Consider the following 14336-nt stretch of genomic DNA (forward strand, 5'->3'; position numbering starts at 1 on the left):
ATCTCCTACCTCTTCCCTAAATAGTATGTACACATAAAAATCACGAAGTGACTTTAAAAAACTACTTCGTGATTTTAAACTTGAATGATGATCTTTGCCTGCCGTCTGAAGTAGTTTTATCCACTTCTTACCATAGGACGACAACTTAATTTATTCTACAATTTCACCCCAAATATGCTACTTGTTTTGAAGCTATCCAGTATTTTTTCAGTATTTTGCTTCCATACAGTGCTATCATCTTCATTAATATTTATTACCTTATCAGCCCATTGCTTACAGTAATTGCATACTACAGTTCCATCTACTGATTCATTATCTTTTGAATTCGAACAGCCTATAGCACCACATACAGTACTGTCACACTCATAATTATTAGTGAACTTATTAATAAAGCCATCTAATTTTTTATTATCTATATATATGCTAGGCACTTTAAATAATTCATCGAACTTTGCCACTTCTTTCATATTATAGCGGCCAGTAAAAGATTCTAAAACAGACTCAAAAATATGTACATTTGCAATTTCTTTAATGTTTTGCCATGCTGTGATATCAAGAAGGTTTCCATTATATTCTTGGTTTATATAAGCTTTGGCAACTCTTGTAAGAAAATCTGTAGTTCTTGTTCTATCAACTAACTTTATTGAGAAGTTATAGTTTCCTGTTTTTTCACACAGTTCTTCATAATACTTAACATCTTCTGGTCTAATCCAGTCTGAAGCTATAAAATTCTCAAGCTTGCTGACCTTTGAGTACGTACATTTTGCAAGATAATAATCCAAATAAAGCTTTTTAGTAGACTGTCCCTTTTGACTTGCATGTGCTATTCCAGTACCATGGGAAGTTTGATAAGGACATTCATGAATACAAATATTATTTGCTATCAATCTTAATGAAATATTTGATTTTTTTGTATACATAAGCATTTTTTCAAGAAGATTAAAATTTCTATTGACACTATGTTGAAGTGTTAACTCATCAGCTCCAAATTCCTCCCAATACTTTATATGTTGAATATTAAAAATTCCAGCATAAATACCTATAGATATCTTTAATGTAGGAAAACGTTTTTTGATTAATTCACATAAGTATGGCGAATTAACTGTGACATAATCCACTCCAATATTCGCCAATTGATCAATATACCTTAGCAATTTTTTATGTGCACTTGCCTCAAGATCCTTATTCCCCAGACACATTGGATTCAATAGATAATTAAACTGTATTTTATTGTCATGACATAATTCAACATACTTCTTTACTTGATTCAGTGAAATATTCGGTAAAATAGAAGACTGCCTACCCCCTCCAACTATATCGCTTCTTAATTTAGCAAAAACAGTGGCTATGGCATTATGTTCATCAATTCTCGCTATCTCATGTATTAAATTGGGGTCAAAGTTGCTCCCTATCGAATACTTCATTCTGTATTTTTCTTGTTTTTCTGACATACTGAGTCCCCCCAAAATATTTTTTATAAAACCTAATTAATATTTAAACAAATGATTGAAATTCAAACAAATAATTCCTATATATACTACTTATCTATAGATTAATATGAGATGTTTTACAATATTTGTTCTATTTAAACAAGAGTCTTCTATTAATTAATTCAATCTTATTAAGATTCTTAATACTTTGTCATTTATTATCTTTTTTTTACATATATATATTATATTAACTATTTTAGAATCATACGTCAATACTTATATCTGTTTTTTTAATTTTACTTGACTTTCTTTAATAGTTAATCTCTAATTTGAAAGGAGGCTTTGCCATGATAGTTGCCTATTCAACCTGCTGTAGTGTTGATTTTCACAGAATTTTATCGTCGCCACACTAATTACTGCCAAGGGAATCACTCCACATTATTCAAAAAATAGATTCTCTACAGTTAACAAATCCATCTTACAATTCAAACAGTGGTTAATCGGAAACAACTGCTTTGACATTTGTATGGAATCAACCGGAAGATACTGGGTTCCTATCTACAACTTTTTGGAGATTGAAATCTGAAGTACTGTTTCTACCTTAAATGAGTAAAAGCAGTGAAAGGTAACAATGATTATGTTAAAGATTCCAAATGAATAGTGCGATTTATTTCGCCTTGGGATAGTCCCAGAAAGTTATATTCCAGAAAAACGAATCAGTATTCTAGGTGAATATACTCGCTACCGATACAAACCAGTTCACAGCAAGAATAGCGAAAAAATCGTTTTCAAAATACATTTACAGGCTGCAATACAGCCCTTTTTTAACTGATCCCTTTGTCATGGAGTATTGTTCATCACTTCTTAAAGGATTATTAAGGTAAAGGTTGATACTGTGATTGAGTCTATTGAGGGTTACAAGATTACAGAAAAAAAGAATCGTTGTTACTGGTTCGCTCTCATCTTGAATTTGTCCAGAAATCTATCGGAGAACTGGATGAAAATCTCGATGAGATGTCTTCTCCTTTTAAATCTGCCATTACCCTTCTTTGTACCATTCTCAGAGTAGACAGAACCTCTGCAATCGCCATCATCTCCGAAAACGGTACAGATATGTATCTATTTGCCATCTCTAAGCGATTATGTTGCTGGACAGGATTAACACATATCAACTACGAGTCTAATGTTTGCTTCCAAATAAACTGTATAAACGTCCTTTGCTACTCCATCAATTCCTTTTGCTTTCTTTCATTTCTTTATGGTTAGCTGTCAGCGTATTCTTATTGATATATGAAGCAAGTTTTTGAACCTTTCTATCAAATTTTGCCTTTTCTAAATTGAATTGTATCTCATGCGATCCATAAATAAAAATTCTTAGATCTCCAGTCTGTAATTGGTTACATGAAACTATGTTGTGCTAACCCCTTCCCTCCAAATATTTTCACAGGTTTCTACAGTACTATGGGTTAGTTGAGCTTCCTATAAGGCATTTGCCAATCTTGCTCGTTACCTTACTTAACTTGCATACTGGTTGCCCATACCCTGTAGAACCTCAGCTGTTTCATTAATATATTTATCCTCAGACCGCCAAGCTCTGAAACCCCAGAAAAGTTTATAATTATTACTCATCGGAACTGACCTAGTAGTCAAGTGAATTTTTCACGCTATTCCTCCAAAATACTTTCTTGTAAAGTGCTGTCGGCTTCATCGCTATATAAATGACTTACTTCTTAGTTCAAAAGGGTCTGATGTTGTGATTATAAAAACTCATCAAATTCTAAGCTAGCAATCTACACAAAGCATAATCGTCTAAAATACATTCTTTATATTTTGAGTATAAAGCTTGCCCTCTTCATCAATAACACATTGGCGAACTAGCAAAATGTTTTTGTCACTTTTTCAATAGCCATTAATTGATTACACAATTCAAGAAATTGACTTCTATCTAATGACTGCATTCCATCCGAAAGCGCATCTTGTAGTTTTGGGTGCATTTCAACCATTATCCCATCCGCACCAGCTGCTACTGCCGCCTTTGCTAACGGTATTATATATTTATTTACACAACTCGAACAACTTGGATCCACAATAATTGGAAGATGACTTTTACTTTTAATTACTGGAACTGCACTAATATCAAGAGTATATCTAGTAGCAGTTTCAAAAGAACTAATCCCTCTCTCACAGAAAATCACCTTATCATTTCCTTCTGCCATAATATACTCAGCAGCATTTAACCACTCGTTAATTGTTGCTGAGTATCCACGTTTTAATATAACCGGTATGTTTGCTTGTCCAACCGCTTTTAACAAAGAAAAATTTTGCATATTTCTAGCACCGATTTGAACAATATCAACATATTTCAATGCATATCCAAGTGTTTTTTCATTTATCACCTCTGTTACAATAGGTAATTCGACTATTCTACCAGCTTCATTCAAGTACTTTAATCCCTCTTCTTTCAATCCTTGAAACGGATATGGAGAAGTTCCAGGCTTATATGCACCACCTCTAAGAACATTTCCGCCTGCTTCTCTTACTGCAAGAGCTGCTGTTAATATTTGTTCTTCGCTTTCAACCGCACATGGACCTGCTATTACTACAAGAGTACTACCACCAAATTCAACATTACCAACCTTTATAATTGTTCTACCATTTTTACTTTCTCTACAAACTAACATTATATTTTTCTCGCACCTGTGTAATGCTTCTCCTTCGCCTGAATTATTTTCTGCAATTTATTTGACAACACATTTTTATTGCTAATTAAATTATACGACATATCCTTTTTTAGGAATTAATCTCAGTATAAGCCACAGCATTAAATTTTTGTAAAAAACAAATACTATCTGACCGTCAATTGCTCCTATTCATAATTACTACATCATAAGGGAACCTATTTCTTTTATCACTTGAATTTCAACCATAACTTTCTAACTTTTAGCCAATTTTTCAAGAAGAAACCATGTAAAACTTCCTTACTGCCAGTTATCCTCGCATTCTGTCGAAAAGTAGTGATAACCAATTTCATTCTTTTTACAAATTGAGCTGTTTTGAAAAATAAAGTGTTTTGCAAATTTTCTTACAATACTTCGCCTAATTGATAGAATTTTTAAAACAATGTCTAAATACAATTATTTACTATAATCCTCTTAACCCCTTATATACTTAAATATAACATTTATGTTACATAATATCAATAATTCTTTTTATTCACTATATACTTTTCTCATTTTTGATACTTTATATGTTTTTAAATAGTTCTATTGTATATTTATACATTATTTGATTATATTTATAATTTTAGTAGATTATAATGTCGAAATAATATTAAAAATTGTGACTGTGTTGTTAACTTAATTTAAGTAATTTTTGAGAATATGATGAAAGCATTAACAATATAGTTGAATAATCGCTACTGAACCTACGGCAATTAAACCTAAAACAAAATTCGTCAAGATATACTGATGTAATTTTGTTGTCGACAATGAAAAGTACCATTTATAAAAGCCTTTGCGTTAGCAACCATAGTTTGAAGTCATTTAAGGTGTTTAGGGTTAGATACTTTGGCTTCAATCTTGTAGCCTTCTTTACTCAATTGGTGATATGAAACGGTATGCCAACACTTGATATTGTGGAAACACCTTTAATGGAAGTTTGTGCAAATTCAGCTATGTTTTTAAGTTATCAATAACTTGCACTTTTAAGTATTATGGTCATCCATCGGAGCTTAGATATAAGGCTACATCCGGAGGATAACCTTTATCAGAAAATCCACTCATACATCATGAGCATTCTAGCTGAGGATTTGTCAAAAATTAACCGATAGTAAACTAATGCTACTAAAGAAACATAAGCTTACATTCACAGCAAACTACACTCCCAATAAAGCCTTTTGACCGTCTATTATGCACTTAAGTAAATAAGCTCCCACTCCAGCCTCTTTTCCAAGTTATTTAAATTTCATTTTAACGAATATTTTGGAAAAATACGGTTGTTCTAAACATAATACGGTGTTAGTATATAAGAGTAGACATGAAAAGTTGAACATTAAATAATAAACATCAATAAGAAAATACTAACTATTAAAAGTCAAGTGTTAAAATGATATTTTATTAATAAAATGCAGAAATGCATTTTAGATAGATTTGAACTTTGAAAACTGCATGACGAATAGAGCATCTGTTAAGGTACTCAAAGAAGAAGTATTAAGAAATAGTTTAATCCGCCTTGATGTATCCTGCTTCGTTCTTTCAAGATGGTAGAAGCCCTTATAAGCTTTTTTGTCGCATGTGAGATTGCAACATTGTAATGCTTGCCCTCACTTCGTTTCTTTTTGAGATATGCTGCAAAAGTTGGATCCCAGCGGCAACCGTATTGGGTTGCATTGAATAGTGCATAACGAAGATATCTTGAGCCACGTTTCTCCATGTGAGAGTATGTAGATTCTAATTGTCCTGACCGGTAGGTTGATGGCGATAATCCAGCATATGCAAGTATTTTGTCGGGTGAATCAATTCTGCTAAAATCACCAATTTCGGCAACAATCATAACTCCCATGCAGTAATTGATTTCGGGAATAGTAAGTATTGGAGAAGAGATTTCATCCATAATAGTGTTAATGTAAGCCTCTATATCTTCAATTTCTGAGTCAATTTCCTTAATTAAGTTTCCACGATATCACACCTACTGCTATCGGAAAATACGGAACAATGATTAAATCTTTTGGTTCGCTAGAAAACAAATTATTATTGGAAGGCGGTTATATTATGGATTATAAAATTGTTGAAAAAGATTCGTTTACGGTCATGGGTGTATCAAAGGTGTTCAAATACGATGATGCAATTACAGAAATTCCAAAGTTCTGGACAGAGCATTATCAAACAGGAAAAGGTGAATATATACGTGGAATGTATGGTATAAGCATTGGTGAGCTCATGAGGGCAGATGAGTTTGAATTTTTGATCGCTGATAATTATATTCTCTCCACAGAAACTCCCGATGGTATAGTTACTAAGATTTTTCCCAAATGTACTTGGGCTGTGTTTGCTTGCAAGGGTGCAATACCAAAATCACTACAAGCTGTATACAAAAAAATCTTCACAGAATGGCTACCAAACTGTAAAGATTATGAATTTGCAGCTGATTATAATATTGAAATGTACAACAACCCGGCTGATTATCCTAATGGGAACAAGGATAACAACTATTACAGCGAAATTTGGATTCCCGTTAAGAAAATATAACTTTTTAAGCCAATTTTTGTATAGAACATATATGAAAAGAAAGGTTTGAGGAATACAAGCAAAGTTATAATTAATATTATTTGTACATTATTAATTATAACTTTATACCAGTGCTAGTCTTTCTCAAGGCATTAGGGCGATTTCACAAACTGATGTCAGTTAACTTCATCATAGGATTCTCACCTCCTCCGAGATCTTCGCGGGCTGCCTCCATTTTAATATTTATGGCTGGGCAGAAGTTTCATTGTAGGCTGATGAGGTCATTGCGAAACAGCAAAACTGTACGGAACACAAGTTCCGCTCTACTGCTTTCAGACCAGATGGATTCGCTCACACCTTAAGTTTAGAAATCTGTTTATTAAATCAGAAACAAATTCTTCCCAAGAGAAAAATCCATTTGCATGGATTGTATTCTAACTTTACAGGTGGTCCTGGCGCATCTTCCTTTGTCGCTTGTCCTTCTCAGGCTCATCAGCTAATGTATCTGTGAAATCGGATATAAAATTATCAATGTACTTTTGAGAGGATAAAAATACCCCCTCACTTACTTCCACGTTAAATGAGAGGGTTGGACGAAAAATTTATAAATTATTTTTAAGTTTTTCTAAAATCCGATATTTTCTATATTGCAATGTAGTCCTTGAAATACCACATTGCTCTGCATATTCTCTTTCACTTTTACCTTTATAAAATAGAGCTGTAATTAATTCATATTCCTCTGCATTCAATAGTTTAAGACTTTCTCTGAGCCTTTTAATCATAGCAGCCCTAATTGCTGCTTCTTCTACATTGGTATTTTCATCCCGGAACTGAACTTCTGCTTCTATCAGCCGTTCCAGGGAGTCTTCTCTGCTTGGTATGAAAAAAGCTTTCTGTTTATCTTTATTCACCGCAAATTTCTCCGTTTTGAGATCATATTCCTGATACTGCATTTTTCGTTCGCTCTGCCTTAAAACTGCTATTACTTCCTCGCTTGCCGCTGGATATAGCTTTCTGTAATTTGGAACTCTTCTTTCTCCTGCCATATGGCATTTCCTCCGTCTCTGATTTTTGAATGGGTTTGTTCAACATCAGAAATGGGGGAGAGCGGCACTTGATTTGTGAAGCGTGTGTTGGCTTTTCCATACTTCCTCCTAAAAAACGGGCATAAAAAAAGCCAGAAATAACATTTCTGTTACTTCTGGCTTTTCCGCCCTTATTTGAAAAAGGGTATAAAAATAGCCCCAGCAATTAAACGCCGAGGCGATATTTTTTATTAAATTTTACTTTACAGTTACCCCATGATACAGATTATAAAGTATTGAAAGTTGAAAGTCCGTACACGCATCCTCCGTACTTGGTTCAAATTCCGTCCGCATAATGTCCGCACTTAGTTCGAGGCTACTTTAAGAAAGTATGTATAATCAGCTTCGCTTCCATTGCTTTCAATGAAGACAGTTTTGTATTTTGGTAGTGCGTATCCCCACAATGCAATTCCAAATAATTTAATTGCTTCTTTTTTCCTCATATAAAAGCATGTTCTCTCCATTGAAAGGCATTCCAGCAGTTCCTGCTCGTTCATTGCCACTGCATTTACATAGCACTTGGACAATATCTCATGATAGAGTTTTCCATTGGTATGATATTCGTAAATCTTGAGCATAGCTGTATCTATCAGTTCTATAATCCATGCTGTTTCAAAAATACAGGAAATCTTGTTTTTAAATTCTTCCCTTTGTTCAGTAGGTGCAAAATCGTTTAAATATGTCAGTGCCGTATTTAAGTTCTGGCTACAGTAAGATTCACATACCTCTCTAACTAAATCAACTTCCTGTATTGTTTTCCATACCACATCTCTATAAATATCAAGTAACAGTTTTGCTTTGTGGTAAACTTTTTCTTCATTAAGATGCATTCCATCATACATAAGCGATATACTTTTCATCGTTTTTGTTGTTCTCATATTATTCCTCCATTTATTGTATTTTGGGTTATATTAAGGCTTACACACCGTAGTTTATATTGACAAAACATGAAGATTGATTTAGAATTTATATGCAGGTGTTCTTCATATTTGTAATTATATGTGAAGAACATACGGTTGTCAACAACATTCAAAATGCTAAGTTCATAAGGAGGCTACTATGAAATTCGGTGAAAAGCTCAAAGACTTGAGAAAAGGAAAAGGAATAAATCAGACAGCACTTGCAAAAGAAATAGGAGTATCACTACGCACTGTTATCAGCTATGAGACCGGAAAAAGCTATCCCAAAAAAAGAGAAATTTACTCTAAAATAGCAGAGTACTTTAATATAGATATTAACTATCTCCTTACAGAAGACGAAGAATTCATTACAAATGCAGAAGAAAAATATGGGAGCCGTGGTGCAAGGCAGGCAGCCGAATTGGTCGCTGAAATCGGTGGTTTATTTGCCGGCGGCGAATTATCAGAAGCTGATAAAGATGCAGTTATGCGCTCACTTCAGCAGGCCTATTGGGATGCTAAAGAAGATAATGTAAAATATACGCCTAAGAAGTACAGAAAATGACTGTAATATTTTGGGGTCTATTGATTTGACATATTTTATTAGTAATAGGGATTATTATCCCTCCGTGGGGAGGTGTTGGTTTGATTAACTCTTTAAAAATATATAAAAAAGCAACGAAGCTTGTACAAAAATTCGGTACAAATGATGCTCTTGAGATAGCAGATGCGCTTGGAATCAAGCTTTATTATGAAAACTTTGAAAATATGCTTGGCATGTATTCCTACCGGTGGAAACACCGTTTTATTTTTCTGAATAATAGCTTGGAAGACAGTATGCTACAGATGGTTCTTGCACATGAAATCGGTCATGATATTTTTCACCGAGATTTGGCAAGCAACGGCTTGAAAGAATTTGCATTGTTTGATATTAGGAGTATCACTGAGTATGAGGCTAACGCCTTTGCTGCGCATGTCCTCCTAAAAAACGAGGATGTATTTTCTTTGGCAAGAGCTGGCTATGACGTTGCCCAGATTGCTAGCAACCTTAACACTCACATTAATCTGCTGTTAATAAAAATGCAGGAGATGAATAAGATGGGGTTTGATTTTAATGTGCCGTATAGGGCGGAAGGCGATTTTTTGAGGAGGGTATAGACTCTATGATTTTCCCTCCTCATTATACAACATAATATCCTTTTTCCCACCGACAAAAAAGCCTTAAAGATAATGAACCTATCCGGATTGTCGCATAAACATCCTACTAAGTTCTTAAGTGATTACCCTGTTACTTCCTTTGCCCTTTTAGATTATTGCCCTATCATTTTATTTTAAGCTTGACTCTGAACCACTGCAATGGTGGCTCTTACAGTCAGGACAAGTGGCTCAAAGCCAGAATACTCAATCAAAAGATCGTCATCTACTATTCTTTTATAGCATGGCTGCTTCACTTGATGTTTTTATATTTCCTGTCATAAACACGATTTTTTCAGCTATTTCCTTAATAATTTCTTTTGCAATTTTTTCGAACTCCAGTTTGCTAGAATACTTATTTTTTTTTGCTGTAGAAATAACCTCATATGGAATTACCACTGCCCCATCACTACTAAATGCTTGCATTTCCGACCTAACTAAAAATTCCAACCCCATTCGTTTTATCCTATTTGCATCTCCATCGAACATGCCATATTCTCTTAAATCAACTGCCAGTATACTCAAATCCTTAACGACCGAAAACGAGCTAATACATCCATATTTTTGTATATTATTTAAGAACGTGGCACCATTACGATTCTGCGAATTTTCATAGGATAAGTGTCTTGCCAATCTGCCCAATGCACCAAATCTTTCACATGTCTCACCAACATACAAATAACCATTATTCCGGCTATCGATAAATGATATAAAATATAAATATGGTGCCATATGCGATATATTTGTATCACTAATATATGCAGAACTAACCTTAATCACTCAAAATCACCGCTTTCATCATCGTCAAGTTGTAATTCTGTAAAATCATTTAAATATCCAGATACAGTAAGTCTCAATCGTTTAAAGACTTTGCTTAATTGTCTATTTGTTGCGCTAATTCCAATTTCAGCCATTGCTAATGAAAGAAAAAAGGCATCCAATAATACCACTTCATCGCTTCCCGGAGTAAGTTCTTTATATATTTTGTCATAAAAACTATGTTCTCGAGATAATGCCACACACACATCATCACTTTCTTTATTACCCACATAAGGCTCCCATAACAAGTCTCTTTCAAGCGTTTGCACATTCGTGACTCTATAACTGCTTTTTTCTTTTATCTCTTCTAAAATATCCTTTTGCAAACTATATTCTGCTTTAATTTCTGGATCAAGGGGATTTTGTATTGGTTTACGTTGATTATCATCAATATTACTTACTCCCAACGAAGTCTCAGCAAGTTTTTTATTACTTCTTTCATGTCTTCTATCTGCTTCTGTTGTATCCACTTCTAAAATTTTCCCTTTTTTGCTCTGTAGCTCCCATAAATTTTTGCTTTGATTTATGACCGATGCTACTTGATTTTTAATTTCTGTCAAAAACTTATCTGAAAATTCTAAACGTGTCTTCTTCACATCAAGATTCACATCGTTATCACACTTTGAATCTAGATCTATTCTAATCCTTAGCGACATGTGATCTTGATCACGGGGACAAATGTTTTTAAGAGTAACCGCTTGTGATATAAGTCGCTTGTTGCGATATATATAAAACCCTATGTTTTTTAAATACATCTTATATCCCTTTTGCACTTCACTTTGTCTACCCACTTCTTTAAATCCTGGTGGATATGGAAGCTGAACTGCCTTTAGTGTCGCACGACTCTTTGTTTTAGAATTAATAGTTATAATTTTTTCTTTACTCCAAAAATTACACGGATTCTTTCCATCATATTCATCAACAATATTCTTAATCTCTTTACAAAACAAAGGATCATATGGTTCAATTGTTTCATTATCAACCATAAATGTCACATTATCTTCCTCCATAATTCTATGGTATGTAATAGCAACCTGTTCCTTAATCTGCTTAGTTAAAAAAATATAATTATTCATTTCATTTACAGGGGACATATCGATGAGCATAATCAAAGTCCCTGACGTCTTACAGTTCTCAACAAGTTTCTTTTCTATATCAGTAAGTTCTTCATTTTCAAAAACCACCCAATGATTCTCATCAACGATACTATCAATATTTATAAATGACTTTACCCATTCTTCATTCTCGTTAGTTCTCGAAATAACCGAAATTGTTTTTGCCTGTGAAAATCCTGCACTTTTTAATCCGAATCCAAATTTAGATAATGAATTTTCTTCATATAGCTTTTCACTCTTAGGTGATCCTAACATCAATGCATTGAATATTTGATCTATATCCATGCCTATTCCATCATCTTGTATCGCTATATACTGTACGGATTTATCATCAACAACATCTTTATCTCTATTACCAATAATAATATTTATATTTTGTGCCTTCGCAACTATGCAATTATCCACAATATCTAATATTGCATCACTTGTTGTATACCCAAAATTACTTATTCCGTTTAAAATTCTTGACATTGGCATTTTAGTATCTCTGTTTGGATTAATCATTTCTTTTCCTCCTTAAATGTGTTTTTAAGAACATTACTCACACAATCCCTCTTTCCCTCTTCAATTTAGAAATTAATTGAAGAGGCTCTGCTAGGTAAGCTCGCATTGTATCGAAATCTTCATACAATTCTGTTTCCACATCTACATTTGAGATATTGGCATTTATATCCTCAGAACTATATAATGCATGTTCCTCTGCAAAAAATAAGAGTTGGGTGGTATTTATTGGATGTTTATGCTCATTCTTAGATTCAATCCGTTCAAACTCATATGCAAGGACTCCCCTATATACAGACTCATTCTTTCTAATAACATCATCATTTATAATATCTATCAGCTGTGTTGCAAGTGCTTTATCGTTAATACTCTCATAAAACCTCGCCCATTTATAATAATTGAGATTCTCAATAATCGCTTTGTTCTTACAGAAAAAATCAACCAACTGCGGATTTAATTCAATCCACTCTTCCTTCTTAGAAAAAGAGTACATTAACTGATTTGTATCACCATATAATGCACCAACTACATAGGTCTTGCACTTTGATTTGACCATTTTACATATACGCTTACGTTCATGTTCCCCTAAATTTTTAAAGGCAGCAAAACTATCAGGTTCACATGATGCATGCAATATCTGCTCCAAATATGTTTCAGATTTTCCTTTTGCTTCGGCCTTCTGCCGAATTCCATATTTTAAAACCAAATTCCATCCGATTTCAGTAAATCTTTCAAATAGCCTGTCAAATTTGAGTACATATGTATCCCCAAGTTCATCAAGATTATCAAGTATCGCCTTAAAGAAGATAAATTTATAGCTCGAATCACTTTTTGACCTTGTTGAAAAAAGCCAATTTATTGTGTTCCACAATTCATCCTCTGAAATAAGGTGCTTTACATATTTCCCTTCTAAAAGGCTATATCCTTTCAAGCTATCACCAACTTTCTATTTAGATTGATCTATAAGAAATTTATTTTCATCTGTAAACTACAATATACTGTCGCTATACCCGATATCAATATTCAATAATACAAGTCAAAATGACACAAGTAATAATAAAGTTAAACTAATTGATACCCTTTTGAATCTTAAGCATCTTTATTACCATTTCTGGGTTATCACGATACTGTTCATAAATATCCACACTAGAACTATCTTGTTCTTCGGGTTCTAGTTTGACGATAATATCCTGATTTTTCTGATATTTTTCACTTATTAATTTTTCAAGTTCTTCTGCATCAAAAAGCATTTCCAATGTATTAACTTGTGTTGATTTAATATTCTTTAATTCCTCCAAACACCAGCTTAATTCCTGCTGAAAGTTATATTCAAATTTCTTATCAAAAGAATTAATATATCTCTGTCTTTCCTCAGAAGTATCTATCTTGCAATCATATTGGATAAGATACATGAGATCCAAGTAGCTGTCATTGATTCCCCTTCTCTTTCTAATCTCCTCATCATAGTCAGGTATATCAGCAGTTCCAAATCTCTGGCTTATTATTTCAACAAGAGACGAATAATAAGAAATAAAATCACTGCCATCATAACACCAAAATATTTCAGACACTATTTGTCTGAAATACCCTGTTTCAGATAAAGTACAATCATTCCACTCGTCATTTTCAAAAAGACGGCACCCAAAATGCAGCCCATCGTTCAGCTTGAGTAGAAATATCACAAAACCCGGAAGAGATTTGTTTACTATCTTCATAAAAGCCACACCATTATAAACAGGCTCACTAGCATCAGATAGGTCAGCTGCAATTATGTGGCATGACATAATTCCCTTTTTAGTTCTCTTATAATAATCAGGATAGACATATATTTTATCTACATTCTCAATAAATTTTCGTTCTTGCCTGTCATATATTTCATCTTGATTGCTTCGTAAAAAAATAAACTTTTCGAATCTCTCCACAATGCACTTTGTACGATTAGCAAGCAGACCAATCTTATTAAGAATTAATGTAATATTCTGTTCTTCAAAACTATCCTCTAGCTCTTCTAAGCTATCATCTATGTCTAGTCCACACGCCAAATTGTCCAACATATGTACCATCACTT

Annotated in this window: 11 protein-coding genes and 2 pseudogenes; 3 read left to right on the forward strand and 10 right to left on the reverse strand. The window is 33.5% G+C overall.

The genetic code is table 11. From position 1 onward, the window contains the following. Nucleotides 1-155: 155 nt before the first annotated feature. From LY28_RS14540 to LY28_RS14555, 4 genes and pseudogenes are all read right to left on the reverse strand, one after another. Nucleotides 156-1451, reverse strand: a complete 1296-nt coding sequence (locus tag LY28_RS14540; RefSeq protein ID WP_110462916.1) for a U32 family peptidase — start codon at nucleotides 1449-1451, stop codon at nucleotides 156-158. A 938-nt stretch (nucleotides 1452-2389) separates the two neighbouring features. Further along, complete coding sequence (locus LY28_RS19195; RefSeq protein ID WP_165835582.1) at nucleotides 2390-2560, reverse strand: hypothetical protein; 171 nt, start codon at nucleotides 2558-2560, stop codon at nucleotides 2390-2392. A 744-nt stretch (nucleotides 2561-3304) separates the two neighbouring features. After that, nucleotides 3305-4168: a 3-deoxy-7-phosphoheptulonate synthase gene (aroF, locus tag LY28_RS14550; protein ID WP_278303718.1), complete on the reverse strand. Its 864-nt coding sequence runs from the start codon at nucleotides 4166-4168 to the stop codon at nucleotides 3305-3307. A gap of 1456 nt (nucleotides 4169-5624) precedes the next feature. Beyond that, nucleotides 5625-6101, reverse strand: a pseudogene (locus tag LY28_RS14555) (transposase); the annotation flags it as partial. Between LY28_RS14555 and LY28_RS14560 the strand changes: the two are divergent. After that, a pseudogene (locus LY28_RS14560) lies at nucleotides 6101-6676 on the forward strand (GyrI-like domain-containing protein); the annotation flags it as partial. The pseudogenes LY28_RS14555 and LY28_RS14560 sit on opposite strands and share 1 nt — an antisense overlap. Before the next feature lie 581 nt (nucleotides 6677-7257). Here LY28_RS14560 and LY28_RS14565 read toward each other — a convergent pair. After that, nucleotides 7258-7701, reverse strand: coding sequence for a sigma-70 family RNA polymerase sigma factor (locus tag LY28_RS14565; RefSeq protein ID WP_110462920.1), 444 nt, complete (start codon nucleotides 7699-7701; stop codon nucleotides 7258-7260). Nucleotides 7702-8045: 344 nt separating this feature from the next. Then, nucleotides 8046-8618, reverse strand: coding sequence for a hypothetical protein (locus LY28_RS14570; RefSeq protein WP_110462921.1), 573 nt, complete (start codon nucleotides 8616-8618; stop codon nucleotides 8046-8048). A 181-nt stretch (nucleotides 8619-8799) separates the two neighbouring features. On the opposite strand from LY28_RS14570, the gene LY28_RS14575 reads away from it, so the two are divergent. Then, complete coding sequence (locus LY28_RS14575; RefSeq protein WP_110462922.1) at nucleotides 8800-9204, forward strand: helix-turn-helix transcriptional regulator; 405 nt, start codon at nucleotides 8800-8802, stop codon at nucleotides 9202-9204. Between the two features lie 80 nt (nucleotides 9205-9284). Next, on the forward strand, nucleotides 9285-9797 hold the full coding sequence (locus LY28_RS14580; protein WP_207658119.1) for an ImmA/IrrE family metallo-endopeptidase: 513 nt from the start codon (nucleotides 9285-9287) through the stop codon (nucleotides 9795-9797). Between the two features lie 273 nt (nucleotides 9798-10070). On the opposite strand, the gene LY28_RS14585 is transcribed toward LY28_RS14580, so the two are convergent. The 4 genes from LY28_RS14585 to LY28_RS14600 all read right to left on the reverse strand — a co-directional run bounded on the left by LY28_RS14585 (nucleotide 10071) and on the right by LY28_RS14600 (nucleotide 14322). Next, nucleotides 10071-10613: a hypothetical protein gene (locus tag LY28_RS14585; protein WP_110462923.1), complete on the reverse strand. Its 543-nt coding sequence runs from the start codon at nucleotides 10611-10613 to the stop codon at nucleotides 10071-10073. Next, on the reverse strand, nucleotides 10610-12271 hold the full coding sequence (locus tag LY28_RS14590) for an ATP-binding protein (RefSeq protein ID WP_110462924.1): 1662 nt from the start codon (nucleotides 12269-12271) through the stop codon (nucleotides 10610-10612). Before LY28_RS14590 ends, LY28_RS14585 begins: the two co-directional genes overlap by 4 nt. Before the next feature lie 37 nt (nucleotides 12272-12308). Further along, nucleotides 12309-13199, reverse strand: coding sequence for a hypothetical protein (locus tag LY28_RS14595; RefSeq protein WP_110462925.1), 891 nt, complete (start codon nucleotides 13197-13199; stop codon nucleotides 12309-12311). A gap of 136 nt (nucleotides 13200-13335) precedes the next feature. After that, on the reverse strand, nucleotides 13336-14322 hold the full coding sequence (locus LY28_RS14600) for a hypothetical protein (protein WP_133250198.1): 987 nt from the start codon (nucleotides 14320-14322) through the stop codon (nucleotides 13336-13338). Nucleotides 14323-14336: the final 14 nt, after the last annotated feature.

Origin of the sequence: Ruminiclostridium sufflavum DSM 19573 (assembly GCF_003208175.1) — a bacterium.
GTDB classification, from domain to species: Bacteria; Bacillota; Clostridia; order Acetivibrionales; family DSM-1351; genus Ruminiclostridium; species Ruminiclostridium sufflavum.

Excerpts from the sequence above, each read along its gene's own strand:
- LY28_RS14540 (WP_110462916.1), bottom strand. The coding sequence starts at position 1,451 with ATGTCAGAAAAACAAGAAAAATACAGAATGAAGTATTCGATAGGGAGC.
- LY28_RS19195 (WP_165835582.1), bottom strand. The coding sequence starts at position 2,560 with ATGGCAAATAGATACATATCTGTACCGTTTTCGGAGATGATGGCGATT.
- LY28_RS14565 (WP_110462920.1), bottom strand. The coding sequence starts at position 7,701 with ATGGCAGGAGAAAGAAGAGTTCCAAATTACAGAAAGCTATATCCAGCG.
- LY28_RS14570 (WP_110462921.1), bottom strand. The coding sequence starts at position 8,618 with ATGAGAACAACAAAAACGATGAAAAGTATATCGCTTATGTATGATGGA.
- LY28_RS14575 (WP_110462922.1), top strand. The coding sequence starts at position 8,800 with ATGAAATTCGGTGAAAAGCTCAAAGACTTGAGAAAAGGAAAAGGAATA.
- LY28_RS14590 (WP_110462924.1), bottom strand. The coding sequence starts at position 12,271 with ATGATTAATCCAAACAGAGATACTAAAATGCCAATGTCAAGAATTTTA.
- LY28_RS14600 (WP_133250198.1), bottom strand. The coding sequence starts at position 14,322 with ATGTTGGACAATTTGGCGTGTGGACTAGACATAGATGATAGCTTAGAA.